Below are 25,363 nucleotides of genomic sequence, written 5' to 3'. Positions count from 1 at the left end.
TGCACTCGCAATACCGCAATAAACAGCGTTATTGGAGAGTTGGCAGAGTGGTCGAATGCGGCAGTCTTGAAAACTGTTGAGGGTCACACCTCCGGGGGTTCGAATCCCTCACTCTCCGCTGAAAGCTTCAAACAAATGTTTGGAGCTTTTTTTATTTACAATCACTTCAGTTTTTGAAAAAGTCACTAAAAATAGACAAATCCCGCAAAATTAATAGTTTGCAGGATTTTTTTTATTTTTAGATAATTCTCAAATTATTTTACAAATTCTTGCATGTGTTTAATTACTACTTTTGGATCTTCTTCTTGCGGAAAGTGACCACAGTTTTTTAAATTTACTACTTCAATAATGTCAAATTTTGATTGAAATTTACCCCTATGTTCCAAAGTCATAATACTATCCTCTTCTCCCCAAATTAACAAAGTAGGTATAGTTTGAATATTAGACAATTTCTCTTCTAAAGCAAAAAGAAAATCCTGTTCATTAAGTAATGATTTAGCAAACCCCAAAGTTCCATTACGCATCTTTGAATTTTCAAACGGCAATACATAATGCTTTTTAATAGAACTAAGTAGCTTATACTTTTTACCAAACATTTCAGGAAGTAAAAACTTAGGAGAAAAATTTAGTCTTTTGTATAAAAAAGGTAAGATTGCACTCTTTAAAAAAGGTTTCATCTTCTCAAATTCTCGCTCACCAGTATTACTCCATGCCCATGTATTAAAAGCAACAATTTTAACAATATTTGATACGTTTTCAACAGCATACGATAATCCTATCGGCCCACCAAAATCATGTAGAATTAATGTAATATCAGTCAACTTTAAATTACCAATAAACTCGTTTAAGTTACTCAAATGTTTTTTATAGAATAATCATACTCTTGTGGTTTATCTGATAAACCAAATCCAATATGATCATACGCGATACATCTGTGAGTCTTTGACAATGATTTTATTAATTTTCTATATTCAAAGGACCAAGAAAGAGTACCATGAATAAAAAGTAATACATTTCCTTTCCCTTCATCTATATAATGTATATTTTGACCATCTACCTTCATAAATTTTGAAATAAACGGATATTCTTCTTTATCTAACCAATTTGGACTATTTTTCATCTATTAAAATTTTACACATTATTTAGTAATCAGTTTATCATACATTAAATAGCTTTGAATCCCTCACTTTTCGCTGAAAGGGATTCTATTATTTAAAATTTCTTTTTTAATCTTTATCAGTTTTACTGCTGAAAATAAGTTATTGTTGCCTCAATCATTTAAGACAGTCCATTCTCCATCTAGTTTTATCTTTAATTCTGATTATGAATTCTGGATATGATTTTCAGAATGTTTTTTCATTTTATTTAACGGTATATAATTTATCCTCGTCAATATCATCAAAATCTCTTATTTCGGATAACCTAACAAGTTCTTTTACGTTGATGTTCTGTTTGGTTTCTTTAAAAATTTCATCTCCGTCACGCTGAACATTTTCATTGATATTTTCTCTTTGTTTTAATTTTTGGGTCAGGAAGTTAATGCTAATATCACTTTCTGTTATCGGACCTCTGTGGCTACTTCTGTCATAACCTATCAATTCAAAATCTCTGTTTTGGTATCTGAATGTATACCCCCAATAACCGTACCTTCCATGAGCATAATTGATATACAAATTTCCCTTTTTAATTTCAAAGTACAGTTCAGGAGGAAAATACACACCTCCATCTTCGTTTTCAGACGAAAAGCAATCGTAGTTTTGGAGTGCTAACTCGTAATAATCTCCTTTGTTGAACAAAATAATAATACCTCTACGGTTTTTGTCCAATTTATCGTTATGCTCGTCTTTGACAATTTTATCTTTATCCGTTCCTTTAATAAGGATTACAAGGTCCTCCAAACCGTCTTTGTTCAAATCTCCTTTTATTTTTTTCCAATCTTCCGCAAAAGTTCCTCCTCCAAATTTGCCAATCACATATCCGTCAGGAATGAAATCTTCAGGATTTTTGGATTGAAAAGGTGTTCGTTTTTCAATTATTGGCTTATCAGCTTTGACTAAAGAAACTTTGTAGTATTTTGTTTTTACAGTAGCATCTCCATTGTAATATAACTGTTCTGCAACAAATAATGTATTGTCGTCTGTCCAATATGCTTCTTTCAATTGACAAAGATTGATACGGTCGTTTCGAATAAATGCACTATTCAACGAGATGACATTTTGAAACGTACCATCTATTCTTTTTTGTATGGAATAAGAAACACATTCCTGTCCGTCAAAAAAACCGTTTAAGCGAAATTTCTTATTGGGCGAAGTTACGATATAGTCGGGATTTCCTGTTTCTTCTGTTCGCTGTCCATTTTTCAGGTTATAACTTACATCAGTTTCGTGCCCGCCCACAAACGTAATAATATCTTCTATAGGATAATAAGCGGAAAAAACTTCTTCCTCATATCGGTCAATATAAACTTCTCCATTCCTAAAAAGAATTCTTCTTAACCCGATGTAGTGTTCGTTTTCACTAAATTCAACAACACCTTCCAGCATTTTCTTTGCTGTTGCAAAATCAGTTATTTTCTTAATTTTATCAGGTTTGTAGTTGGAGTTTGCTTTTTCTACATAGTATTGCACGCTATCCAACAGTTCTATTGTAAGGGAATAATCCTTTTCATTGACTTTCCAAATTTCGTTAGTCGAATTGGTTTTCGTTGTTCTCTTTTCTGCTCCGTTTCCGCAGGATTGAATAAGAAAGATTGTTGTTAATAGGACTGTGAGAAAGTTTTTCATTTTTAAATATACAATAAAATACATATAAAACTGACTTTAAACTAATTACAGTTTAAACTGTAATTTTTGAGGGTGAATTCACATTTCTAGTAAGATGAATTGATTTGAAGCCTCACTAAATTTAAACAACATAACGCGTCATAGGAATGGTCAGCTACAAGTATGACCGAAAAGGTGGTCCTCAAGAAATGCAATAACAGAAAGAATTAAAGGAATTTTAGAATGGATTACAACCTACATGATAGTGCATTAGGTTTTGACCAACCAAAGATTAAAGTTATTAATTGCATTAAATCATATAAAGAATTTAGATCACATGCAAGTTGTGATTATTTAACTCCAAATGTTGTGCATTTAAAATCATAAAATAAAAAAAGATATACAAAAACTATAATAGGATTTATTAAAAACATGTATAGTTATTTTAGGATGGATTAGATGAATAGATATTGGCAGGATATTCCCTAGATAAAGGCAGGATAATGGCAGGATAAAGGCTATGATGTAATGGTTATAGAATATATGTAGAAGATTTTATAAATTTCAAGTATTAGTAAACTAAAATTGTATTTATATAAAAGCCAAATCGAAAACTTAAGTATTCGACTTAATTCCCTTAATAATCACAAAAGCTTCAAATAAATATTTGAAGCTTTTGTGATTTCAGTAAAAAAAATCCTTTTTCTAAAAGAAAAAAGGATTTTAAAAACTTAATTATTATTTCTAACCATCTACTTTACTATGTTTTTTACCATAGAAAAAGTAAATACAAATTCCAATTACTAACCAAATTAAAAGTCTCCACCAACTTTCCATTGTTAATGATGTCATCAAATAAACGCAAACAATAATTCCTAAAATTGGAACTAATGGAACAAATGGAACTTTAAACTTACGCTCTGCATTTGGCATTTTTTTACGCATAACAATTATTCCAATACATACCAGAGTAAATGCAAACAGAGTTCCGATACTTACCATATGTCCTAAATCTTTGATTGGAACAAATCCTGCGAAAATACTTACAAATACCAAAAAGAATAAATTCGTTTTCCAAGGTGTATGAAATTTTTTGTGAACATCTGAGAAAAAAGAAGGCAATAACCCATCATTACTCATGCTATAAAATACACGACTTTGTCCTAACAACATTACTAATATTACAGATGTATATCCCGCAATAATCGCTAAAATAAGTACACTTTGTAAAAATGTATAACCTGTTACAGCAAAAGCTGTTGCTGCAGGAGAAGCATCTCCTTTGAATGTTTCGTAAGGAACTAAACCTGTCATTACCCACGAAAATAATACATACAAAATCGTACAAATCACTAAAGATCCTAAAATTCCAATCGGCATTCCTTTCTGTGGATTTTTTGCTTCTTGTGCCGCTGTAGAAACCGCATCAAAACCTACAAAAGCAAAAAAGACTACTGCTGCTCCTGCTGCAATTCCAGGCATTCCTCCAAATTGAGTTCCTGGAATATTTTTAGGAATAAATGGAATATGATTTTCTGGGTTAATATGACTCCAACCCAAAATAATAAACACTATAACAACTGTTACTTTTAAAATGACTAGAATGTTATTTATCACCGCAGATTCTTTCGTTCCTCTTATTAATACTAAAGACAATAAACACACAATAAGTATTGCAGGTAAATTAATTAATCCTCCATCTGCTGGCGCATGTAATAATTCTTGAGGTAAATGAATATTTATTTGTTGCAAAAATTTATCTACATAAGCAGACCAACTTACACTTACAGTTGCAGCCGCTAAAGCATATTCTAAAACTAAATCCCAACCAATAATCCAAGCTACAAATTCTCCCATTGTTGCATAAGAATAGGTATAAGCACTTCCTGCAACAGGAATCATGGAAGCAAATTCTGCGTAACATAAGCCCGCAAAAGCACAACCTATAGCTGCTAAAACAAATGATAAAGTAACTGCTGGACCAGCATGATCTGCTGCTGCAATTCCTGTTAAACTAAATAATCCTGCTCCGATAATTGCACCGATTCCCAAAGCAACCAAAGCTCCAGAAGAAAGAGATCTTTTTAAACCACCTTCTGTTTCTTGCGAATCTTCTATTAATTTCGCTAATGGTTTAATTTTCCAAATTGACATAAAAATACATGTGTTAAAAGTTGGCGAAATGTAATGTGTTTAATGTATTTTTTAAGAAAACGAAAAATAAATCTTACCATTTTTGGATATATTTCTAAAAGAAAACTTAAAAACTAAAAATAATGTAAATAAGCAATGATTTTTGAATGGAATTTTACAGAATTTCTATAAATCATCTTTATTTATTAACAATATAAAACTCTTAAAGTTAATTATTCATGAATAATATTTTATTAAGTTTATTTTTTTTGACATAAAAAAACCTCGAAATAGATTTCGAGGTTTGATATTATAGAAAATATTATTTCTAAGAAATACTTGGAACGGTTACCAATTCGTCAGTTTCTGCATCATAATCGATTTCATCATAATTGAATCCAAATAATTGGAAAAACTCATCACGATAACCTTTGATATCAGAAATTTCGTTGATATTTTCAGATGTTACAATTTTCCATAAATCATCAACTTCTTTTTGTACATCTTCACGCATTTCTAAATCGTCAATACGAATACGTCCATTCTCGTCTAACGGAACTTCTCCATTTTTTGTGTATAAACGTTCTTCGAATAAACGTTGTATTTGCTCAATTGTTCCTTCGTGAATACCTTTATCTTTCATTACTTTGTATAACAATGAAACATATAATGGTACAACAGGGATTGCAGAACTAGATTGTGTAACTAATGCTTTGTTTACAGAAACATAAGAAACACCATTCAAATCAGCTAATAATTCATTCAAAACAGGAACTGTTTTTTCTAAATCATTTTTAGCCATTCCGATAGTTCCGTCTTTGTAGATTCTATGCGTTAATTCTGGTCCAATATATGAGTAAGCAACAGTTTTTACACCTTCTGCTAAAACGCCAGCTGCTTTCAAATCTTCCATCCAAAATTTCCAATCCTCTCCTCCCATTACGGCTATTGTGTTTTCAATATCATCTTGAGATTCGATTGGATTAATTGTAATTTCAGTTACATCTGCAGTATGGAAATCTACTGTTTTATTTGTAAATGGTTCTCCAATTGGTTTTAAAACCGATGAATGCGCAACTCCTGTTTTAGGATGCGTGCGACGTGGAGATGCTAAACTATATACAACTAAATCAACTTGACCTAAATCTTTCTTGATTAAATCAATCGTTTGTTGTTTTATTTCATCAGAGAAAGCATCACCATTAATGCTTTTTGCATATAAACCTGCTTCGTGCGCTTCTTTCTCAAAAGCAGCAGTGTTGTACCAACCTGCAGTTCCAGGTTTTCTAGGTGCAGCTGGTTTTTCAAAGAAAACTCCTATTGTTGCTGCATTATATCCGAAAGCAGCTGTAATACGAGATGACAGACCAAAACCTGTCGAAGCTCCAATTACCAATACTTTTTTTGGTCCTTCGGCTGAAATATTTTTTGATTTTACGTACTCGATTTGGTTATGAACATTTTTTGCAGTTCCCTCTGGATGAGTAGTAATACAAATAAAACCTCTTGTTCTTGGTTGAATAATCATTATACTTTATTTAGTCGCATAAAATTATAAAATAAATTCTATATAGCGAAACCTTCTTTTTTGATCAGAATATGAAGAATATTTTAGGAAAATTATATTCTTTTTTATTACTTTTACAATTACTACTAAACCTACTACCTATGAAAAATATTCACATAGGCTCTTTGATCAAAAAAAGAGTTGATGAATTAGATATTGATATATCTAGAATAATAGCTTTCTTTAAAACCTACACAGAAAGCGAAATAAAAAATCAATACAAAAGTAAAAGCATATTAACAGACGATTTATTAAAATGGTCGAAGTTATTAGAATATGATTTTTTCAGAATTTATACGCAACATATTATATTATATGCTCCGCTAGGTAAAAATCCTGCAAAAACGGAAACTTCCAAAAAATCTGCTTTACCTAATTACCGCAAAAATGTATATACAAAAGAAATTATAGATTTTGTGTTGGATTTATACACAAATGAAAAATTGAAAATACAAGAAATCTCTAACAAATACAATATACCTAAAAATACTATCCATAATTGGATAAAGAAATACCTACCTCAAAACTAAATCTTACTCTTTATGCAAAAACCAAACTACCAAAAAATTTACCAAGACATTATTGAAAGAAAATTTCCAGAAAAAATTCAACAAACCAAAAAACTTCTTACTAAAGAAATGGACACTTTGGATGTTATAAAAATTTCTGAAATTTTGAATGCAAAAAAGACAACTGAAAATCAGAAACACAAATCTTATGATTTAGATTCGATTTTTAAGATCTTGAACATTCAGAAAAAGAATAATTACACGAATACATTCATAGCTAATGAATTTAAAATCAGTAGAAATACTGTCGCTAAGTGGCGAAAAATTTATGATTTTTAATAAAAAAAGCTTCTTTACGAAGCTTTTTTTATGCATTATTTTTATCTTCTTTTATCACTTTGTGTACAGCTAATGTAGCGAATGGAATAAATGCATACATGATATAGATGATAAAATCTTCATCATTCCATTTGTATATATTTTTGACTTTGAAAAGTAAAACTAAATAAGCAGTGAACCAAAAACCATGAAAGCATCCAGCAAATGGCATTGGTAATACATAATCAAATTGATATTTAATAGGCATTGCTATCAAAAATAAAATCGCACAACTTATCGTTTCCCAAACACATGATGTGCTAAACCATTTCTTTAACTTTTCGTCAGATACATTTAACATTTTACAAATTTAATTTTTTATTGATAGTAGACGTATGATAATCATTAGTTAAAAAGTTTATTTTTATAATTAAAGTCAAATAATTATTACTATTTATGATAATTACATGTAAATATTATCAATATTATTTATTAAATTTGTAAAAATCCAAAAACCTCATTATTAATGCATGTAGATAATTTTATTTCAAAAAAATTCAATTTAGCTTTACCATATTGGACAATCATCTGTCCTATTCTTGCCATTTTTTCATTAACTATTGCCGAAGGATTTAAAGATCAACCATGGTTTTCAGGTGTCTTAGGAATCATTTTAATTTCTGCAGTTCTAGCAGCAGTACATCATGCTGAAGTTGTTGCGCATAAAGTTGGCGAACCTTTCGGGACCATTATCCTAGCATTAGCGATTACAATTATTGAAGTTTCGTTAATCGTTTCCTTGATGATGTCCGAACCTACAGGATTACCTTCCGTTCTTGCACGAGATACAGTGTTTGCTGCAGTGATGATTATCTTAACGGGAATAATCGGGATTTGTTTATTAGCTGGAGGAGTTCGCTATAGAGAACAAAATTTCATTAAACAAGGTGTTTCAACAGCACTCATCACTTTAGTTGCAATTTCTATTTTAACGTTGGTTTTACCAAACTTTTTAACTTCTGAAAAAGAGGGAGAATTTTCATCAAGTCAATTAGTCTTTGTTGCTATAATTTCATTAATCTTATATGGAGGATTTATTTCTGTGCAAACGATTCGTCATCGAGATTATTTCTTACCAGAAAACAGTAAGGACAATGTAACGTCAGAATTATATGTAAAAAAACCAAATCTTCTTACTACAATTTCTAGTTTAGTTTTATTATTGGTAGCATTATGTGCTGTTGTATTATTATCAAAAAAACTATCTCCAACAATTGAAACAATAGTAATGGATTTAGGAGCACCGAAATCATTAGTGGGAATCATAATCGCAGGAGTTATATTAATGCCAGAAGGTTTAGCAGCTTATAAAGCAGCTAAGCAAGACCGCTTACAAACAAGTCTTAATTTAGCTTTAGGATCAGCATTGGCTTCAATTGGATTAACAATTCCTGCGGTAGCTATTGTATGTTATTTCACAGGTTTACAAGTAACTTTAGGGATTGATGCAAAATCGTCTATCCTATTAGTATTATCTTTGTTTACCGTCTATTTATCACTAAATTCAGGTCGATCAAATATTCAGCAAGGGATTGTTTTATTAACACTTTTTGCAACATATTTATTTACCACTATAGTACCGTAAAGAATTTTAAAATCTATAAAAAAACGACTCAAAATTAAATTTTGAGTCGTTTTTTTGTTTTTATTTTTTTGGTAAAGAAACCATATTTGAATCTAATTTTTGATCCTTTTCAAGGAATATTTTTCCTCTCAAAATACTTTGAATTGTATTAATTAATTCTTTTTCGAAAGAATCTCTTAATTGTGATTGATGGAAAATCAATGAAACTTCTCGCGTTGGTACTGGCGACTGAAAGTTTTTGACATATTTTTTGTACTCTTGTGGTAAATCATCTGCAACCAAAGCAGGCAGCAACGTCATTCCATAACCATCATTTGCTAATTTTACCAAAGCTTCAAAACTACCAGAATCTAATTTGATTGGACGATTTTTAAAGTTAGATGTATCGCATAAAGCTAAAACATTATTTCTGAAACAATGTCCTTCTTGTAAAATCAATAAATCAGAAGTATTTAAATCCTCTTCATTTATTTTTTCTTTATCAGCCAAGCGATGTCCACTTGGTACATAAGCTACTAACGGTTCGTAATAAAGCGGTTTTTCGACAATTTGATCTTCATAAAGTGGCGAAACCACAATTCCAAAATCTAATGAGCCGTCTTTTATTCCTTTTACAATTTTATCCGTTTGCAATTCTTTAATAATCAGATTTGATTTCGGATTATTTTTTTGAAACGTTTTATAAAACAATGGTACCAAAGAAGGTAAAACAGTAGGGATAACACCAATAACAAAATCACCTTCTAATAAACCTTTTTCTTCGTTTACTAAATGTTTCATACGATTCGCTTCCATTAAAATTGTTTTTGCTTGCGCAACAATTTTCTCCCCTATTTGAGTGATTTTTATTGGATGTGATGTCCTATCGAAAATATCAATATTTAATTCTTTTTCCAATTTCTGAATTTGCATACTCAGTGTTGGTTGAGTTACAAAGGATTTATCAGCAGCAATTGTAAAGTTCTTATGCTCAGCCACTGCAAGCACATATTGTAATTGTACTAATGTCATATATTAAAAATTGATATCTATAAATTTTTGTGATAAAGATATACATTATTATATTATCAATCTATATCATTAATCATAATTTAATCCATAAAAAAAGCTCGAATAAATTCGAGCTAACATTAAATATAAATTTAATTATTTGTTTAATTGTTTTTGAACTTCAGCTGTCCAATCTTGTAATTTTTTAGCATCTTCAGGTTTTAAAGTTTGAGTAAAACCTTGTAATTCTTTTTGAAAATCTACTGATTGTTTAGTCAATTCTGCTAATTTGTTTGCATCACCAGCTGTTGCAGCTAATTTCATATCAGCAGCCCATTTGTTGTATTTTCCAACAAATTCTGTAACTTTTGGATCTGAAAAAGTTGGTAAATCTTTTGCAACATCAGAGATTTGATCCATTGTTTCTTTACCTGCTTCTACTTGCTCTTCTACTGTATTAGATAAATTTTCTTGAGCATTTTCTACTTTTGCATCTACTTTATCTTGTTCTGATTTACAAGAAGTTAAAGAGACTACACCTAATACTGCAGCAGTTAAAAATAATTTTTTCATTTTGAATTAGAGTTTTAAAGTTAATATTTTTGATTGTTCAATTTAAACAAATCTAACGATTTATTTTTGTTATTTTTTTAATTTTCTTTCGAAAATTGAACCTCATACAAATTGGCATAATAACCTTCTTTTGACAATAGTTCGCTATGAGTTCCTTGCTCAACAATCATTCCATTATCCATCACAATAATTTTATCTGCATTTTGAATCGTTGCTAAACGATGCGCAATTATAATAGAAGTTCTGCCTTGTGTTAGCTTATCTGTTGCTTTCTGAATTAATTCTTCCGATTCTGTATCTATTGATGAAGTTGCTTCGTCCAAGACCAAAATTGCTGGATTGTAAATATATGCTCTCAAAAATGAAATCAACTGACGTTGACCAACAGAAAGTGTTGCTCCACGTTCGTTTACTTCACTATAATAACCCTTTGGCAATGATGTAATGAAGTTATCGATTCCAATAATTTTTGCTGCTTTTTGAACTTCTTCCAAAGAAATCTTTTTATTTCCTAGAACAATATTATCATAAATTGTAGTATTAAATAAGAAAACATCTTGCAAGACAACTGCAACGTGATGACGAAGATTTTTCAAATCTAAATCATAAATATTAACATCATCTATTTTTATTGTTCCAGAATCGATATCATAAAAACGACTTAATAAATTAATAATCGTTGATTTTCCTGCTCCAGTTGCTCCTACAATTGCAATTTTTTCTCCTGGTTCTGTAGAAAAAGAAATTCCTTTTAATACCAAATTATTCGGAACATAAGAAAATTTTACCTCTTCAAAATCGATTTTTCCTTTTACATGTTCTAGTTTAATGGTTCCTTTATCTGGTAATGTTTGATCATCATCCAAAATTTTGAAAACACGATCTGCACCAACTAAACCCCGTTGAATTGTATTGAAACGTTCTGCTATTGCACGCATTGGCGCTGTTAATAAGGTAACATATTGTGTAAAAGCAATCAGATCTCCTACCGAAACATCTCCATAAACAGCCGTTCTCAATCCTCCAAACCAAATTAAACTTCCTGTTGCTAAAGCCGAAATAATATCAACTACTGGAAATAAAAGTGAAAAATAGAAAACCGTTTTTAAATAGTTTTTCTTTAAATCATTATTAATTGAAACGAATTTATTGTATTCTGCTTTCTGACGATTGAAAACTTGAATGATATTCATCCCCGTTAATCGTTCTTGAACAAATGTATTCAACTTCGCGACAAGTGTACGTTCTTCTTGGTAAACATTTTTCAATGCTTTTTGGAACAAACGCGTAATAATCATCATCAATGGAAGAATCACAATGACAACTGTTGCGAGAACCCAATTCATCCAATACATTACAAAAACGATGAAAACGATTTTTAATACATCGCCTAACATCACTAATATTCCGTCATTGAAAACTTCGGCAATTGTTTCTACATCAGAAACCGAACGCGTTACCAAAACTCCATTTGGCGTTTTATCGAAATAACCAAGTTTAAATTTTATCAAATGATTATACAAACGAACTCGCAACAAACGAATAACTCGCTGTGCAACAACATTCGCTAAATAAACCATAAAAAATGATAAAAGCCCTTCAAAAACCAATACCAATGCCAATTTTATAATTTGCATTTGAAGTCCTGGTAAATCTTTCGTCTGAATATAATCATCGATGATATTTCCGGTTAAATACGGACGATAAACAGAAAAACATGCACTAAAAATCGCGACAAAAATCACCGACCAAAACATGACTTTGCTTTGCGCACCGATTTGTAAAACACGTTTTAATCCATTAAAATCAAACGATGTATTTTCGTTATTTGAACTCATTTTTAAATAATTCTTTTGGATATTGAACATCTACCAAATACAATCCATGTGCTGGCGCCGAAGCTCCTGCAGAAGAACGTTGTTTTTGTTCAATAATTTCTTCAAAATCGTGGATAGAAATTTTTCCTAATCCCACTTCAACCAATGTTCCAACAATTGCGCGCACCATGTTTCGCAAAAAACGATCGGCCGTTATTTTAAAAACCAATTGTCCGTTTTCATTTTTTCGCCAAAAAGCTTCTCTTACATCACAAATATTTGTTTTCACATCGGTATGTAATTTAGCAAAACTTCCGAAATCTCCTTGCTTAATTAATAATTTTGCGGCTTCATTCATTTTATCAACATCCAATTCTCGATTAAAAATCCAAGCGTTATCAAAAGCAAAAGGATCTTTGAAAGGTGAAATAAAATAATTGTATGAACGAGAAGTTGCATCAAAACGTGCATGTGCTTCATCATCCATCAAAAATAAACGATAAACAGCTATATCTTTCGGTAAAAAAGAATTTAATTTTTTAATTAAATCGGCAGGTAATTCTTCTTCATAATCGAAATGTACAAACATTTTTTTTGCATGAACACCAGAATCTGTTCGCCCTGCTCCGACAATAGAAATTTCTTTTCTTAGTATTTTTGACAATCGATCTTCAATAACTTCTTGGACCGAAATTTGATTCGGTTGAATTTGATAACCAAAATAATTTTTCCCGTTATATGCTAATTCTAAAAAATATCGCAATTGTTGTAAATTTGAGCAACAAAAATACAACCTTTTGAAGAAAATTCTTTTACTTTCGGACACGCATTCTTATATAGATGATAGAATTTTGGAATATGCGAAAGAAGCAGACGAAATTTGGCACGCTGGTGATATTGGAGATATTTCTGTAACCGATAAATTAGCCGCAATAAAACCATTGCGCGCTGTTTATGGAAATATTGATGATCATAAAGCAAGAGCTGAATTCCCGCTCAACAACCGATTTACATTGGAAGGTGTTGATGTTTGGATGACACATATTGGCGGTTATCCGGGAAAATATAATCCTGCAATCCGAAAAGAAATCACAGAGAATCCTCCGAAATTATTTATTTGCGGACATTCTCATATTTTGAAAGTAATGCCAGATAAACAATTGGGCTTAATTCATATGAATCCTGGCGCTATTGGTAAACATGGTTTTCAGAAAACGCGTACCATGTTGCGTTTTGAATTAAATGCAGGAAAAATTGAAAATTTAGAAGTAATTGAATTTAAGAAATGAATAAACAAATTATCATAAATGGTTCTCATAACAAAAATGGGAATACAACAAAATTGATTCAGGAACTTTATCCTGAAGCAACCTCTATCGAATTGATTGATTACACAATTGAACTTTATAACTACAATGAAACTTATTCGGATCAAGATCAATTTTTAGATATTATCAACCAAATGATAGAATTTGACGAAATTATTTTTGCAACTCCAGTTTATTGGTATTCAATGAGCAGTTTGATGAAAATATTTTTCGATCGATTAACTGATTTAATTGGTTCTCAAGAAAAAACTGGACGCAAATTAATGGGCAAAAAAGGTAAAGTAATTACGATATCAAACGGAAACAATTTGCAAGATAATTTTTTCCTTCCGTTCGAAAATACGATGAATTATCTGCACATCGACTATCTTGAAGGAAAACATTATTTGAAACAAAATGATACGTTTTTTACTTCGCCAATTTAAATTTTTTCAAGATAGAAATAAACTTAGGATTTGTGATATATTCTCTGAATTCGTGAGAATCTTGTCCAGAAAAATCTGTTTCATCTAAAAAAGTATATGTTTTGGAAAGTTCATCATACAAATCTTTTTTGTAGCCAAAATCTGTCGCAATCAAATTTCTAGATAAAAAACCGATTTTTCCTTTTCCTAAAACATAATCCGTATCATTTATTGTGATATGCATACGTTGCAATTGTGGAGTAAAGGTTTTTAATTGGTTATTATCCAAGATAAAATCTATTTTCCCAATTGCAGGAGCTAACATTATACTGTAAATTTTATTGTTATTTTCTAACAATTCTTTTGCATTTGTAAAATCGACATGATGTGCATTTTCAGCGCGTTTTATTTCACTTCCTCTCAACGAAGGATTTACCAATGCGCTTAGAACAACCGAAGCTCCGCGACTGTGAGAAATTAAATAAATATCTTTATTATGAATAACATTTAATATTCTACGAAGTCCAAAAACTCCTGCCATTTGACTATTTGTCGTTGCGCTTACCCAAACTTTTGCAGCTCCGAAAAGACTTTCATTCACCAAACCGTCCCAATAAAAATTAATTACCTCATCTTGCGATGAATTAATATTCATGTAAGTTTTGGCTTTATTGTAATTTTTTAAACTAAACAAATAATCATTATCAATTCCATGTATAAAAATGATCACACGTTTTTTATTTTTAACACGTTTTTCTATATTTTTTAGACGCAAATCTTCATAAGTAGTTAACTTATTTTGAAAATTATTTTCTGTAGCAATTTTCATTAATGAATATTCCTTTCTGCTTGCATTTCCTGGTGGTTTACCAAAAGTTTTTAACCAATTATCTGGATAAAAATTCCCATTTTGATCAACAAATGAACTTGTTGTATTTGGTTGAATAAAATTATTAGGATTTTGTGAAGTAGGCACATTATGAATTGCTGCACAAGATGTTAATAAACTAATCATCACGATATAAAAAACGTTTTTCATATGATAAAATTGGTATACGAAGTAACTACTTTTTTCACTATTTCGCAATAAATTTAGTACCTTCAATCAAAAGTTTAACAAGGTTTTTAAATGAAATATACTACCAAACAAATTTTAGGAGAAACAAAACATCGTGATTGGGATTATCCAACAAAACCATGGAGATATTATCAAGAATGGAATAATGCTTTGTTTTTTCATTATAAAATCGATACTAAAGTTTTGAGAGAATTAGTTCCAAAAGATTTAGAGATTGATGAAATAAATGGTTCTGCTTGGGTTTCACTTGTTGCTTTTACAATGGAAAAAATTCGACCTCGTTTTTTACCTTCTTTTCCTCCTATTTCTGACTTTGATGAAATAAATTTGAGAACTTATGTTACAAAAGATGGGAAACCTGGCGTTTATTTTTTGTCAATAGAAGCTGGAAAATTATTGTCTGCAATTATTGCAAAAGCATTATCGGGTTTGCCTTACGAAAAATCAGAGACGAATAGAACAGAAAATTCTTATAAAGCGAATCATCCTAAACGAAATTTTTCTCTTTTAGCAGATTTCTATATAGGAATGGAAATGAAACATAAAACTGATTTAGATTTATTTTTGACAGAGCGTTATTGCTTATATTTAGAAGAAAACAACAATTTATTTCGTTACGAAATTCAACATTTACCTTGGAAAATTAATCAATTGGAAATAGAATTTCTGAAGATTGATTATCAAATAAATGATTTACTAATTGATTCTCATCCAGATTTAATTCATTATTCAGAAGGAGTTCAAGTTGTTGCTTGGGAAAAAGAACGATTGTAAAAAATTAAAGTTTTTTCTTAAGTAAATGTTGAAGTCCATTATACCATTCGCGTTGAGAACCGTCATCAACATAACCTGTTTTTAAATACAAATCGTAAGCTGATTTATTTTTGACGTTAACCGCTAAAACTAATTCATTAATCGTTGGAAAATTCTCTTTAACAAAGTTATCAAGCAATTTCATTGCTATTTTCCCGTAACCTTTTCCTTGATAAATTGGGTTTACTGACAATGAACGAACTAATAACGAATTTTCATTCTTTGTCAATTCTAATTTATCATCACCATAATCCAATACAAAAAATCCAATTGGTTTATCATTTAATAAAATTGTAATTGGTTTTGCATAATCATCTATTCTCTCCTCCAATCGTTCAAAAGCTTGAATAGGTAACGCTGTAAAAGGCAATTGTTCTTCTGTTAAATTGTACAACAAAGCATCATGATGATTTACTTCTGTATATTTGAGTTGAATTGTTGGCATTAATTATTATTTCAAATTAAAATTAATCAAAACTTTATAAAACCCACAATAAAATATAATGTTATTTATTATATTTTAATGAATTAAGACGAATATTTAAAATGATTCTAACCAAAATGGTTTTTAAATTGTAGTGAGTTTCAATCTAAAATCTATCATTATGGAAAATCCAAATAAATTAAATATTCAAATCGGAACAACTCAAAATTCTGAAGGAATCTATATTGAAGTGACAAAAAATGGACCTTATTTATTACACGGAAAAACTAAAATTATTCAACAATTTATCATTCCAAATCAACAAGGAATTTCTGTTAATTACCAAGAAGGAGAGGAATTTGAAGCAAAAAATGAAACTTATCTTTGTCGTTGTGGATTATCTCAACACAAACCATATTGTGATGGATCGCACGAAAAAGCAAAAGAAAATGGAGTAGATTTATCTGAAACAGCAACTTTTAATCCTGAATTATTAACTTCCGAAATTATTGAAGGTCCTGTTATTTCCCTTACTGATGATGAAAAACTATGTGCTTTTGCGCGATTTTGTGATAATGGAAAACGTATTTGGAATCAAGTTGATGATTCTACACAGCATTCTGTTGATTTAACCATTGAAATGGCTCATCATTGTCCTTCTGGACGATTAATTGTTTGGAATAAAAACAATCAACCAATCGAAGATGAAAATACTACTCCTTCTGTTGGAATTATTGAAGATGCTGCAAATAATTTGAGTGGTCCTTATACTTTATGGGGAGGAATTCCGATAAAAAGTACAAATGGTGAATATTATGAAGTCCGTAATAGACAAACAATTTGTAGATGCGGTCAATCATCCAATAAACCTTTTTGTGATGGAACACATGCATCAATGAAGTTTCAAGATGGTTTACCAAAACAACCAAAAACTGATGGTAAAGTCTTCTAATAAAATCATGGTAAAAACAAAAACGCTCAAGAAAATCTTGAGCGTTTTATGAATGAATATAATAAAATTTATAATTTTAATTATTGATTACACCAGAACCTAGAAGTTCGTCATCAATATACCAAGCACAGAATTGTCCTTCTGTAATTGCAGATTGTGGATTTTCGAACTCTACATACATTCCGTTTTCAGCTTTATGTAAAATCGCTTTTTGCAAAGGTTGACGATAACGAATTCTCGCCATTACTTCCATCGTTTCGACTGGTTTTAAAGTCAAATCTTCGCGAATCCAATGTACTTCTTCCTCTTTTATAAACAATGCTTTTTTCAATAAACCTGGATGATCAGCTCCTTGACCAGTATAAATAACATTTGTTTCTACATCTGTATCTATAATAAATAAAGGTTCTACTTTCCCTCCAACTCCTAATCCTTTGCGTTGACCGCGAGTAAAATAATGAGCACCTTGGTGTTTACCTACAATATCGCCATCTTCTTGTTTATATGAAAAACCTTTTGCTTCGAAATCTAATGCTTCGTATTTATTTGCAAAAGTTGGAATTTCGCGTTTATATCCATTCCAATCTTTCGGAATTTCTACAATTACACCTTCTTTTGGTTTTAATTGTTGTTGCAAAAATTCAGGTAAACTTACTTTTCCAATAAAACATAAACCTTGCGAATCTTTTTTATTTGCAGTAACTAAATCTTGTTCTTTTGCAATTCTTCTTACTTCTGGCTTTTCTATATCTCCAATTGGGAATAATGCTTTGCTTAATTGATCTTGCGATAATTGACACAAGAAATATGATTGATCTTTATTGTTATCGCTACCTTTTAACAATTGAAAAATCTCTTTTCCGTTTTCATCAATTGTAGAAGTTTTTCGTGCATAGTGCCCTGTTGCAACATAATCTGCACCAAGTTCTAAAGCTGTTTTCAAAAACAAATCAAACTTGATTTCTCTATTACATAACACATCAGGATTTGGTGTTCTTCCTTGTTCGTATTCATTAAACATATAATCTACAATACGTTCTTTGTACGAATCAGACATATCTATTACTTGAAAAGGAATATCTAATTTTTCAGCTACCAACAAAGCGTCTGCACTATCTTCTATCCATGGACATTCATCCTCCAAAGTTACCGATGCATCGTTCCAATTACGCATAAATAATCCGATTACATCATAGCCTTGCTCTTTTAGCAAATAGGCTGTAACACTTGAATCTACTCCTCCAGAAAGTCCTACGACAACTCTTTTCATCTTAAAAAATTTCAGTCTACAAAGTTATAAAATAATATTAGATGAATGAATATCATACATCAATCTATTTTTTTGTCGATTTTGGCTGAAAAAATAAGATAAAAATTAAAGTACTAATTCCTGTTAAAAATGGATAATATAAGTTAGATAATACATCGATCGATGATACTTTAGTTGCACTTGAAATTGCATTTGCTGCTGCTACAGCTGCCAAAACTTGTGCTCCATAAGGTAAAATACCTTGTACAAAACACGAAACTGTATCTAAAATACTTGCAACTCGTTTTCCTTCTAAATTATGGTGATCAGAAATATCTTTTGCTATTTTTCCACAAATTAAAATCGTAATAGTATTATTTGCCAAACAAGCATTTGCCAAAGCTGTAAGCGAGGCTATACTAATTTCTGCTTGACGTTTTGTTTTAATATTTTTTGTTAAATGATAAATGATAAAATCTAATCCTCCGTTGATACGAATAATCCCAACAATTCCTCCGATTATTAAACAAATAATACTTAACTCAAACATACCTTTGAAACCTTCATTAATCGAACTTACCAATTCTAATAAAGGTATTCCTGAATAGAATAAACCAATTCCAAGAAAAGATAGAATTCCTACAATTAAAGCCCAGATTACATTAATTCCTGACATTGCAAATCCAAAAACTAATAAATAAGGTATTACTAAAATTAAATCAAAATCTAATTTTTTCCCTTGAAAATTACTTGTATCAAAATGTTGAGAAAGTGAAAAATAGATAATTGCCGAAATGATAGCTGCTGGAACTACTATTCGAAAATTGGTTTGAAACTTAGATTTCATACTAACCTCTTGTGTTCGCGTTGCAGCAATTGTTGTGTCGGAAATAAATGATAAATTATCACCAAACATAGCTCCTCCTACAACAGCTCCTAACAAAATAGGCATAGAACCTGGAATCATTTTATCCATTTGTACCGCAATTGGTGCAACTGTTACAATTGTACCAACAGATGTTCCTAAAGCTGTAGAAATAAAACATGACAACAAAAAGAAACCTGCTACGATGAATGAAGATGGAAGATAATTTAAAAATAAATTAACTGTTGATTCTACAGCTCCAATTGTAGAACCCAAACTACCGAAAGCACCTGCAAGAAGAAATATTAAAATCATTAAGACAATGGTTTCTTCTCCCGCATTTCTACAAAAAGCCTCAGTTTTAGAATGAAAAGATACTTTCGGAAATTGAACAAATGCAATAACCAATGCCAACATAAAAACAACTAATGCTGGAACTGAGTAAAAATCGTTCAAATAAATTGATGTCGAAAAATAGACAAGTATGAAAATGATTAAGGGTAGTAAAGCCCAAAAATTTCCTTTTTTTAAGATCATATTATTAAAAATTCAGAAAAATATTCTACAAATATCAATCGAAATTTTAAAAAATGAAAATTAAATAGATGTTGATTTATATCTTTTTAGGACAGTAAAATAAAAAAGGAACATCTTTCAACAGACGTTCCTTCATTTAGAAAATTTTTCTAAAAATTGTGGTTTATTTCACAATTATTTTATTCGTTTTAGTAATTGCTCGTTCATTTTTTTCATCAATCCAAGCTTTTCCTTTTATTTTTCGCATCACATTATCATAGGTACGCATCAAAAAGATATTATAAATGGCTTCTGAAAGATTCTTTGGTTTATGTGCCAATGAACGCAAACTCATCGAAAAACCTGGCGTTAAATATTTCATATAATGCCACCAACCTTCTGGCATGTAAAGCATTTCGCCATGTTTCAAATCTGCAACCATCGGATTTATATTCTTCAAAGCTGGCCATTTGTCAAAATCTGGATTATCAAAATCTATATCTTCTCGACAAATTACTGAATGAGGAATTTTGTACATATATTTTGTATCTTCTGGCGGAACAATTATACAACGTTTTTCTCCAGCAAAATGAAAATGTAAAATATTAGCCAAATCGATATCATAATGCATAAAAACATTTGATCCTTCTCCTCCAAAAAACAACATTGGCATAGATTTGAATAAATTTAATCCCAAATCTGGCATTCTATAATCTTGTTGCAATTGTGGAACTTGACTCATCAAATTATACAAAAATATACGCAAATCTGTTGGCTCACTTTGCAACAAATCAACATATTCAGACATTTTCATTCTCGCGACAGGTTCATTCACTTTTTTTGTATAATCAACCGGATCATTATTATATAAAGGAACGACTTTATCGCCTGCAACTTGTTTGATATACTCAAAATTCCATTTTTCATAAGCAGGCCAATCTTCTGTAATTCGCTCTACTACAACTGGTTTTTGAGGTTTAACGTAATATTTCTGAAAATCTTTTGCAGAAATATTCTCTATTCTTTCAACTTCTGTGAAATTAAAATTCATCTTTTATGTAAAATAAAGTGCAAATTTACTTAACTTTTTTGTTAAATATGAGTTATACAATTATTAAACCAATCTTTTTTAAATATGATTTAATAATTAATTCTTATTTAATGATTCTCTAAATATACATCAAACTTTACAATAAATTATGCTAGAGAATACATCAATTCTTTCATTATCTTTACATTGAATTTTTAAAATCAATTCTTTGAAGGCAAAAAATCTACTTTTTTTTATTTTTCTTTTTCTGATGAATATATTTTGTTGTGCGCAAGAAATTTTCCCATATTTAGAATTAAAAAATGATGAAGATTTTGAAAAAATAGAAGCGCTTTCACTCGAAAATAACTACAATTTTCATCATTTATTGGGAAACTTGAATAGCGTTTTCACTTATCAAAACAATTCTAAAGAAGAAGTTTCAGCAAGATTTATTTATCCTTATCAATCTTCGCAAAACATTTTTGAATTAAAGGCTTTTGTAAACAACAAAGTTTTCGAAATTCAATCCAAATCAATTGTTGATATTCGAAAAGAATTAAAAAGTATTGATGCTTCGACGGTTTTTAGAAATCAGAAAAATAATCAATTTCTACAATTAGATTTAGGAAAAATTCCTGCGAATGCTAAGATAAAAATTCAATTAAAAGTTTCGAAAATTGTAGAAGAAGATAAATTAAATTATCAGCTTTCTTTTCCTGAATTTATAACTAAACGAACAGAATCTTTTACACAAATTAATCGTTGGAACAACGAATTGAATGGTTTTCCGAAAAATATTAATTCGAAAATTCATCTTTCAGGCAATTTTCCACTAACAGAAATTAGTTCAGATTTGAAGTTTTCAAAAGAAAATAAAGAAACTTATGTTGCTCAAATTTCGGATAAAAAAATTCCTCTTATTAAATATTCTTATTCAAAAAATGAAAATCAAACAGGAATTGAAACGTTTACCGAAAATGGTTGCGATTACATTTTAGGAACATTAGAACCTGCAAATAATCCATCTAAATATAATGCTCCACGAGAATTTTTGTTCGTTTTAGATGCTTCTGGCTCGATGATGAATCAACCAATTGAAGTGACGAAAAAATTAATAAAAAAAATCCTTCCAAATCTAAACGAAACAGACAAATTCAATATTTTAGTTTATTCCACGAAAAATGAATTATTTTTCAAAGAATCTGTATTTCCGACAAAAGAAAATATCGCTTTAGCTTTAGAAAAGATAAATTCTTTGAATGGAAATGGAGAAAAATTATTGGATGAAGCAATTGAACAAATTCAGAAAAACCCTTTCGATAAAAATTACAAACGAATAATTGCAATCATTTCTGATGGCGCAATGAATTTGAATGAATCGGTTTATAATTCGCTTCGAAACTATTCAAAAGATACACAAATTATAACATTAGGAATCGGAAAAGAGCTAAATTATCGTGCAATGAATTTTCTTAGCTTAGCAACAGGAACGCTTCCTATTACAGTAAATGAACCGAAAGAATTGAATAAAAAAATAACCCAATTTGAGCAAGCAATTTTAAATTCTTCTGTTTATCATTTAAAAGTTCAATCTTCGCAAATCAACCTCAACGAAACATTTCCTAAAAACTTCAATACTTATTTAGCTCAAAACTCAATTAATTTTGTTTCGCGCGATTGTAATCGTCGTTATCCAAAAAAAATAGAAATTATTGGAAATCAATCGAACGAAAATTTCATTCAAAACTTTGAAATTAATGAACCAAATTCAAGTGAATTTGTAGAAGCAATTAAGTTTTATTGGGCAAAACAAAAAATTGATTATCTCTTGAAAGATGAAGAACGTTGCGGTGAAATGTGTAAAAAAGATGGACGATATCGCAAAGAAATTGAAAAAATTGGAATAGATTTCAATATCTCAACTCCTTATAATTTATTGATTCAGAAAGGAAAAATTGAAAATTTCAATAATGATTATGATTCAGATGGCGATGGCGTTATGGATATTGAAGATGAATGTCCATATGTAAAAGGAAATCGCTTTGGGAATGGTTGTCCAGAGAATAATTTAACGGATGAAAAAATTGGAAATTATGTACAAAATTTTTCTAATTATTTAATGGAAACGGTTGAATTTGATTTTGATAAAACTGAAATTAGAACGGTTGATTTCCCGAAATTGAATGAAATTGTTATGATTATGAAGCGAAATCCTTCGCATTCGTTCATAATAGAAGGACATACAGATGCTTTTGGAACGGAATCTTACAATTTCGATTTATCACAACGAAGAGCAAATGCGGTTCTGAAATATTTAGTAGAAAAAGGATTAAATAAAAATCGTTTTACAGTTGCCGCAAAAGGTTTTTCTGAATTGAAACACAAAGAATGTAATCCTGCAACAAATTGTATTGACTGGAAAAATTTTGAAAATAGACGAGTTCGATTTAAAATAAAAAATTATAGTAACAAAAAAGACTAAGTTCTCACTTAGTCTTTTTGTATTTTTATACTAATTAGCTTACGAAATTCTTTCGATCAAAGCCATGTAAAATCCATCGTAATTTGTTTGAGAAGGATAATGCATTTTATCTGAAATCAATTTATAATTTGGATGATTTTTCAAGAATTTTTCTACTTGTTGCTCATTTTCTTGTGGTAAAATAGAACAAGTTGCATAAACCATCATTCCTCCAACTTTAATAATTTTAGAATAATCAGCTAAGATTTTTTCTTGTGTTGCTAAAATCTCATCAATAAATTCTGGTCTTAATTTCCATTTAGCATCAGGATTACGTTTCAAAACTCCCATTCCAGAACAAGGCGCATCAATCAATAAACGATCGGCAGAATTCTCCATTCGTTTGATTGTTTTTGCTTCAATTACCTTTGTTTGTACATTCTGAACATTGTTACGTTTTGCACGACGTTTCAATTCTTTCAATTTCCAATCGTACAAATCCATTGCAATAATTTGTCCTTTGTTTTCCATCAAAGCAGCCAAATGCAATGTTTTACCTCCTGCTCCAGCACAAGCATCAACAACTCGCATTCCTGGTTGCACACGCAAATATGGAGCGATTAATTGTGATCCTGCATCTTGAACTTCGAACCAACCATTCTGAAATTCATCTGTACGGAAAATATTTGTTTTCTCTTCAAGCTCTAAAGCATCTTGATATTTTGATAAAACTTTTGATTTTATTCTACGTTCTTTCAGCGCTTTTTGCAATGTTTTACGATCAGTTTTCAACGAATTTACACGCAAAACAGTTGGTGCTTGCGAGTTCATTGCATGCACTTCATCTAACCAACGATTTCCTAATGACTTCTCTCCTAATTCGAACATCCAATCTGGATATGATTCTGCTACTGCAACATTTTTAGAAGATTGATGATGTCTTTTTAAAACTTCTTTTGGATAGATTTTCTGAAATTCTTCCCATTTTGGTAACGTTTGTTCTGGATCTAAAGCAAACCAAGTTCCTACAAACTCCCAAATTGTTTCAGGTGAAAGTGGGCGACTCATAGCTCCTTCAACCAAACGTTTCCAACGAACTAAATCATAAACCGTTTCGGCAATAAAAGCACGATCGCGCGCTCCCCATTGCTTGTTCGATTTTAATGTTCGTTCAACTTCTTTATCTGCATATTTCCCTTCGAAGAAAATTTGTTGCAATGTATCGGTAATTCCGACAAATAAATTTTTATATGGTAAAATCTTCATAACTCGTTGCAAATTTACAAAGACTTAAATGATTAGCGTAATTAATTTATAAGATTATACAACTTCAAAAAGATCTTTTATTATTTGAGGAACTTCTACCACTTTATTTTGCTGATAATCGAAGGTTACAATTCCTGTTTTGGCTTTTGCAATTAATTTATATTTTGTTGAAATTTTGTAAACTAAATCAAAACTTACGCGAGAAAAATCTTTTACACCAATCTCCACCAACAATTCATCTCCATAAAAAGCTTGATTTTTATATTCGATCGCAACATCAGCCATAATAACACTTGCTCCAGCAAAATCTAATTCAGAATATCCATAATGTTGAAAAAACTGAATTCTTGCTTCATGAATAATTGACAGAACTTTATCATTTGCCAAATGATTACCATAATTAAGATCTGTTATACGTACAAGAATTATTGTTGAAAATAAAAAATCGTTTGAAAAGTCTAATTTTATACGAGCCATTTTTGAAGATATAATTTGCTCAAATATAAGAAAGTTGTATAAAAAAAAACTTACACCAGTAAGTGTAAATTTAACATTAAAAAAAATCAATCTTACTCTCTACTACCTGAGGTCAAAGTTAAAAATAATTTACAATACACCAAAAACTATTTAAAAAATTTTTATTATTTTTTTTCATTAAAT

Annotated in this window: 25 protein-coding genes and 1 tRNA gene; 9 read left to right on the top strand and 17 right to left on the bottom strand. The window is 30.2% G+C overall.

The window, feature by feature from the left end; all coding sequences use genetic code 11:
* Nucleotides 1–33: 33 nt before the first annotated feature.
* Nucleotides 34–118 (top strand) — tRNA-Ser (locus ACMHJW_RS13285).
* Nucleotides 119–254: 136 nt separating this feature from the next.
* On the opposite strand, the gene ACMHJW_RS13280 is transcribed toward ACMHJW_RS13285, so the two are convergent.
* The 5 genes from ACMHJW_RS13280 to fabV all read right to left on the bottom strand — a co-directional run bounded on the left by ACMHJW_RS13280 (nt 255) and on the right by fabV (nt 6,423).
* A complete protein-coding gene (locus ACMHJW_RS13280) occupies nt 255–857 on the bottom strand; it encodes an alpha/beta fold hydrolase (protein WP_413533896.1) in 603 nt (200 codons plus the stop codon).
* Nucleotides 854–1,120 carry an alpha/beta fold hydrolase gene (locus ACMHJW_RS13275; RefSeq protein WP_413533895.1) on the bottom strand — a complete coding sequence of 89 codons (267 nt, stop codon included), beginning with the start codon at nt 1,118–1,120 and terminating at the stop codon, nt 854–856. Before ACMHJW_RS13275 ends, ACMHJW_RS13280 begins: the two co-directional genes overlap by 4 nt.
* A 241-nt stretch (nt 1,121–1,361) precedes the next feature.
* Nucleotides 1,362–2,783 (bottom strand): hypothetical protein, encoded by a 1,422-nt coding sequence (locus tag ACMHJW_RS13270; RefSeq protein WP_413533894.1) that lies wholly within the window; start codon nt 2,781–2,783, stop codon nt 1,362–1,364.
* A 723-nt stretch (nt 2,784–3,506) separates the two neighbouring features.
* Nucleotides 3,507–4,916 carry an amino acid permease gene (locus ACMHJW_RS13265; protein ID WP_413533893.1) on the bottom strand — a complete coding sequence of 470 codons (1,410 nt, stop codon included), beginning with the start codon at nt 4,914–4,916 and terminating at the stop codon, nt 3,507–3,509.
* A gap of 307 nt (nt 4,917–5,223) precedes the next feature.
* Nucleotides 5,224–6,423, bottom strand: a complete 1,200-nt coding sequence (gene fabV / locus ACMHJW_RS13260; RefSeq protein ID WP_413533892.1) for an enoyl-ACP reductase FabV — start codon at nt 6,421–6,423, stop codon at nt 5,224–5,226.
* Nucleotides 6,424–6,563: 140 nt separating this feature from the next.
* Here fabV and ACMHJW_RS13255 point away from each other — a divergent pair, with 140 nt between their 5' ends.
* Together ACMHJW_RS13255 and ACMHJW_RS13250 are read left to right on the top strand one after the other, a co-directional pair.
* Nucleotides 6,564–6,992 (top strand): transposase, encoded by a 429-nt coding sequence (locus ACMHJW_RS13255; RefSeq protein WP_413533891.1) that lies wholly within the window; start codon nt 6,564–6,566, stop codon nt 6,990–6,992.
* 12 nt (nt 6,993–7,004) lie between these two features.
* Nucleotides 7,005–7,310, top strand: coding sequence for a helix-turn-helix domain-containing protein (locus ACMHJW_RS13250; protein WP_413533890.1), 306 nt, complete (start codon nt 7,005–7,007; stop codon nt 7,308–7,310).
* A 28-nt stretch (nt 7,311–7,338) separates the two neighbouring features.
* Here the strand turns inward: ACMHJW_RS13250 and ACMHJW_RS13245 are convergent, their stop codons facing one another.
* Nucleotides 7,339–7,650 (bottom strand): DUF3817 domain-containing protein, encoded by a 312-nt coding sequence (locus ACMHJW_RS13245; RefSeq protein WP_413533889.1) that lies wholly within the window; start codon nt 7,648–7,650, stop codon nt 7,339–7,341.
* A 165-nt stretch (nt 7,651–7,815) separates the two neighbouring features.
* Here ACMHJW_RS13245 and ACMHJW_RS13240 point away from each other — a divergent pair, with 165 nt between their 5' ends.
* A complete protein-coding gene (locus tag ACMHJW_RS13240) occupies nt 7,816–8,934 on the top strand; it encodes a calcium:proton antiporter (RefSeq protein WP_413533888.1) in 1,119 nt (372 codons plus the stop codon).
* Nucleotides 8,935–8,994: 60 nt separating this feature from the next.
* Here the strand turns inward: ACMHJW_RS13240 and ACMHJW_RS13235 are convergent, their stop codons facing one another.
* The 4 genes from ACMHJW_RS13235 to truA all read right to left on the bottom strand — a co-directional run bounded on the left by ACMHJW_RS13235 (nt 8,995) and on the right by truA (nt 13,077).
* Nucleotides 8,995–9,945 carry a LysR substrate-binding domain-containing protein gene (locus tag ACMHJW_RS13235; protein ID WP_413533887.1) on the bottom strand — a complete coding sequence of 317 codons (951 nt, stop codon included), beginning with the start codon at nt 9,943–9,945 and terminating at the stop codon, nt 8,995–8,997.
* A gap of 135 nt (nt 9,946–10,080) precedes the next feature.
* Nucleotides 10,081–10,497, bottom strand: a complete 417-nt coding sequence (locus ACMHJW_RS13230) for a hypothetical protein (RefSeq protein ID WP_413533886.1) — start codon at nt 10,495–10,497, stop codon at nt 10,081–10,083.
* 77 nt (nt 10,498–10,574) lie between these two features.
* Nucleotides 10,575–12,335, bottom strand: a complete 1,761-nt coding sequence (locus tag ACMHJW_RS13225; protein WP_413533885.1) for an ABC transporter ATP-binding protein — start codon at nt 12,333–12,335, stop codon at nt 10,575–10,577.
* Nucleotides 12,322–13,077 (bottom strand): tRNA pseudouridine(38-40) synthase TruA, encoded by a 756-nt coding sequence (gene truA / locus ACMHJW_RS13220; protein ID WP_413533884.1) that lies wholly within the window; start codon nt 13,075–13,077, stop codon nt 12,322–12,324. Before truA ends, ACMHJW_RS13225 begins: the two co-directional genes overlap by 14 nt.
* Nucleotides 13,078–13,111: 34 nt before the next feature.
* Between truA and ACMHJW_RS13215 the strand changes: the two genes are divergently transcribed.
* Entirely contained in the window at nt 13,112–13,603 is a 492-nt protein-coding gene (locus ACMHJW_RS13215) for a metallophosphoesterase family protein (RefSeq protein WP_413533883.1), read from the top strand.
* Entirely contained in the window at nt 13,600–14,067 is a 468-nt protein-coding gene (locus ACMHJW_RS13210; RefSeq protein ID WP_413533882.1) for a flavodoxin family protein, read from the top strand. Before ACMHJW_RS13215 ends, ACMHJW_RS13210 begins: the two co-directional genes overlap by 4 nt.
* Here the strand turns inward: ACMHJW_RS13210 and ACMHJW_RS13205 are convergent.
* The gene (locus ACMHJW_RS13205; RefSeq protein ID WP_413533881.1) at nt 14,051–15,085 is read right to left on the bottom strand and encodes an alpha/beta hydrolase; all 1,035 of its coding nucleotides are present in this window, start codon (nt 15,083–15,085) and stop codon (nt 14,051–14,053) included. The two genes, ACMHJW_RS13210 and ACMHJW_RS13205, sit on opposite strands and share 17 nt — an antisense overlap.
* Before the next feature lie 90 nt (nt 15,086–15,175).
* Here ACMHJW_RS13205 and ACMHJW_RS13200 point away from each other — a divergent pair, with 90 nt between their 5' ends.
* A complete protein-coding gene (locus ACMHJW_RS13200) occupies nt 15,176–15,898 on the top strand; it encodes a YqjF family protein (protein WP_413533880.1) in 723 nt (240 codons plus the stop codon).
* Nucleotides 15,899–15,902: 4 nt separating this feature from the next.
* Here ACMHJW_RS13200 and ACMHJW_RS13195 read toward each other — a convergent pair whose 3' ends face one another.
* The gene (locus ACMHJW_RS13195; RefSeq protein ID WP_413533879.1) at nt 15,903–16,382 is read right to left on the bottom strand and encodes a GNAT family N-acetyltransferase; all 480 of its coding nucleotides are present in this window, start codon (nt 16,380–16,382) and stop codon (nt 15,903–15,905) included.
* 160 nt (nt 16,383–16,542) lie between these two features.
* On the opposite strand from ACMHJW_RS13195, the gene ACMHJW_RS13190 reads away from it, so the two are divergent.
* The gene (locus tag ACMHJW_RS13190) at nt 16,543–17,313 is read left to right on the top strand and encodes a CDGSH iron-sulfur domain-containing protein (RefSeq protein ID WP_413533878.1); all 771 of its coding nucleotides are present in this window, start codon (nt 16,543–16,545) and stop codon (nt 17,311–17,313) included.
* Between the two features lie 76 nt (nt 17,314–17,389).
* Here the strand turns inward: ACMHJW_RS13190 and mnmA are convergent, their stop codons facing one another.
* The 3 genes from mnmA to ACMHJW_RS13175 all read right to left on the bottom strand — a co-directional run bounded on the left by mnmA (nt 17,390) and on the right by ACMHJW_RS13175 (nt 20,994).
* The gene (gene mnmA, locus ACMHJW_RS13185) at nt 17,390–18,583 is read right to left on the bottom strand and encodes a tRNA 2-thiouridine(34) synthase MnmA (RefSeq protein ID WP_413533877.1); all 1,194 of its coding nucleotides are present in this window, start codon (nt 18,581–18,583) and stop codon (nt 17,390–17,392) included.
* A 64-nt stretch (nt 18,584–18,647) separates the two neighbouring features.
* Nucleotides 18,648–19,964: a Na+/H+ antiporter NhaC family protein gene (locus tag ACMHJW_RS13180; RefSeq protein ID WP_413533876.1), complete on the bottom strand. Its 1,317-nt coding sequence runs from the start codon at nt 19,962–19,964 to the stop codon at nt 18,648–18,650.
* A 163-nt stretch (nt 19,965–20,127) separates the two neighbouring features.
* Nucleotides 20,128–20,994, bottom strand: a complete 867-nt coding sequence (locus ACMHJW_RS13175; protein ID WP_413533875.1) for a cupin-like domain-containing protein — start codon at nt 20,992–20,994, stop codon at nt 20,128–20,130.
* Nucleotides 20,995–21,244: 250 nt separating this feature from the next.
* On the opposite strand from ACMHJW_RS13175, the gene ACMHJW_RS13170 reads away from it, so the two are divergent.
* Complete coding sequence (locus ACMHJW_RS13170) at nt 21,245–23,458, top strand: OmpA family protein (RefSeq protein WP_413533874.1); 2,214 nt, start codon at nt 21,245–21,247, stop codon at nt 23,456–23,458.
* A 39-nt stretch (nt 23,459–23,497) separates the two neighbouring features.
* Here ACMHJW_RS13170 and ACMHJW_RS13165 read toward each other — a convergent pair whose 3' ends face one another.
* Together ACMHJW_RS13165 and ACMHJW_RS13160 are read right to left on the bottom strand one after the other, a co-directional pair.
* A complete protein-coding gene (locus ACMHJW_RS13165) occupies nt 23,498–24,703 on the bottom strand; it encodes an RsmB/NOP family class I SAM-dependent RNA methyltransferase (protein WP_413533873.1) in 1,206 nt (401 codons plus the stop codon).
* 54 nt (nt 24,704–24,757) lie between these two features.
* Nucleotides 24,758–25,180 carry an acyl-CoA thioesterase gene (locus ACMHJW_RS13160; RefSeq protein ID WP_413533872.1) on the bottom strand — a complete coding sequence of 141 codons (423 nt, stop codon included), beginning with the start codon at nt 25,178–25,180 and terminating at the stop codon, nt 24,758–24,760.
* Nucleotides 25,181–25,363 lie beyond the last annotated feature (183 nt).

Origin of the sequence: Empedobacter brevis (assembly GCF_965118635.1) — a bacterium.
GTDB classification, from domain to species: Bacteria; Bacteroidota; Bacteroidia; order Flavobacteriales; family Weeksellaceae; genus Empedobacter; species Empedobacter brevis_A.
This window is presented reverse-complemented; position numbering and strand designations above follow the sequence as displayed.

What these genes read in the sequence shown, in the direction of transcription:
- ACMHJW_RS13250 (WP_413533890.1), top strand. Translation starts at nt 7,005, where the DNA reads ATGCAAAAACCAAACTACCAAAAAATTTACCAAGACATTATTGAAAGA.
- fabV (WP_413533892.1), bottom strand. Translation starts at nt 6,423, where the DNA reads ATGATTATTCAACCAAGAACAAGAGGTTTTATTTGTATTACTACTCAT.
- ACMHJW_RS13165 (WP_413533873.1), bottom strand. Translation starts at nt 24,703, where the DNA reads ATGAAGATTTTACCATATAAAAATTTATTTGTCGGAATTACCGATACA.
- ACMHJW_RS13230 (WP_413533886.1), bottom strand. Translation starts at nt 10,497, where the DNA reads ATGAAAAAATTATTTTTAACTGCTGCAGTATTAGGTGTAGTCTCTTTA.
- ACMHJW_RS13195 (WP_413533879.1), bottom strand. Translation starts at nt 16,382, where the DNA reads ATGCCAACAATTCAACTCAAATATACAGAAGTAAATCATCATGATGCT.
- ACMHJW_RS13225 (WP_413533885.1), bottom strand. Translation starts at nt 12,335, where the DNA reads ATGAGTTCAAATAACGAAAATACATCGTTTGATTTTAATGGATTAAAA.
- ACMHJW_RS13205 (WP_413533881.1), bottom strand. Translation starts at nt 15,085, where the DNA reads ATGAAAAACGTTTTTTATATCGTGATGATTAGTTTATTAACATCTTGT.
- ACMHJW_RS13190 (WP_413533878.1), top strand. Translation starts at nt 16,543, where the DNA reads ATGGAAAATCCAAATAAATTAAATATTCAAATCGGAACAACTCAAAAT.
- ACMHJW_RS13235 (WP_413533887.1), bottom strand. Translation starts at nt 9,945, where the DNA reads ATGACATTAGTACAATTACAATATGTGCTTGCAGTGGCTGAGCATAAG.
- ACMHJW_RS13245 (WP_413533889.1), bottom strand. Translation starts at nt 7,650, where the DNA reads ATGTTAAATGTATCTGACGAAAAGTTAAAGAAATGGTTTAGCACATCA.
- ACMHJW_RS13200 (WP_413533880.1), top strand. Translation starts at nt 15,176, where the DNA reads ATGAAATATACTACCAAACAAATTTTAGGAGAAACAAAACATCGTGAT.
- ACMHJW_RS13270 (WP_413533894.1), bottom strand. Translation starts at nt 2,783, where the DNA reads ATGAAAAACTTTCTCACAGTCCTATTAACAACAATCTTTCTTATTCAA.
- ACMHJW_RS13265 (WP_413533893.1), bottom strand. Translation starts at nt 4,916, where the DNA reads ATGTCAATTTGGAAAATTAAACCATTAGCGAAATTAATAGAAGATTCG.
- ACMHJW_RS13255 (WP_413533891.1), top strand. Translation starts at nt 6,564, where the DNA reads ATGAAAAATATTCACATAGGCTCTTTGATCAAAAAAAGAGTTGATGAA.
- ACMHJW_RS13240 (WP_413533888.1), top strand. Translation starts at nt 7,816, where the DNA reads ATGCATGTAGATAATTTTATTTCAAAAAAATTCAATTTAGCTTTACCA.
- ACMHJW_RS13160 (WP_413533872.1), bottom strand. Translation starts at nt 25,180, where the DNA reads ATGGCTCGTATAAAATTAGACTTTTCAAACGATTTTTTATTTTCAACA.
- ACMHJW_RS13275 (WP_413533895.1), bottom strand. Translation starts at nt 1,120, where the DNA reads ATGAAAAATAGTCCAAATTGGTTAGATAAAGAAGAATATCCGTTTATT.
- ACMHJW_RS13180 (WP_413533876.1), bottom strand. Translation starts at nt 19,964, where the DNA reads ATGATCTTAAAAAAAGGAAATTTTTGGGCTTTACTACCCTTAATCATT.
- ACMHJW_RS13170 (WP_413533874.1), top strand. Translation starts at nt 21,245, where the DNA reads ATGAATATATTTTGTTGTGCGCAAGAAATTTTCCCATATTTAGAATTA.
- ACMHJW_RS13210 (WP_413533882.1), top strand. Translation starts at nt 13,600, where the DNA reads ATGAATAAACAAATTATCATAAATGGTTCTCATAACAAAAATGGGAAT.
- ACMHJW_RS13175 (WP_413533875.1), bottom strand. Translation starts at nt 20,994, where the DNA reads ATGAATTTTAATTTCACAGAAGTTGAAAGAATAGAGAATATTTCTGCA.
- mnmA (WP_413533877.1), bottom strand. Translation starts at nt 18,583, where the DNA reads ATGAAAAGAGTTGTCGTAGGACTTTCTGGAGGAGTAGATTCAAGTGTT.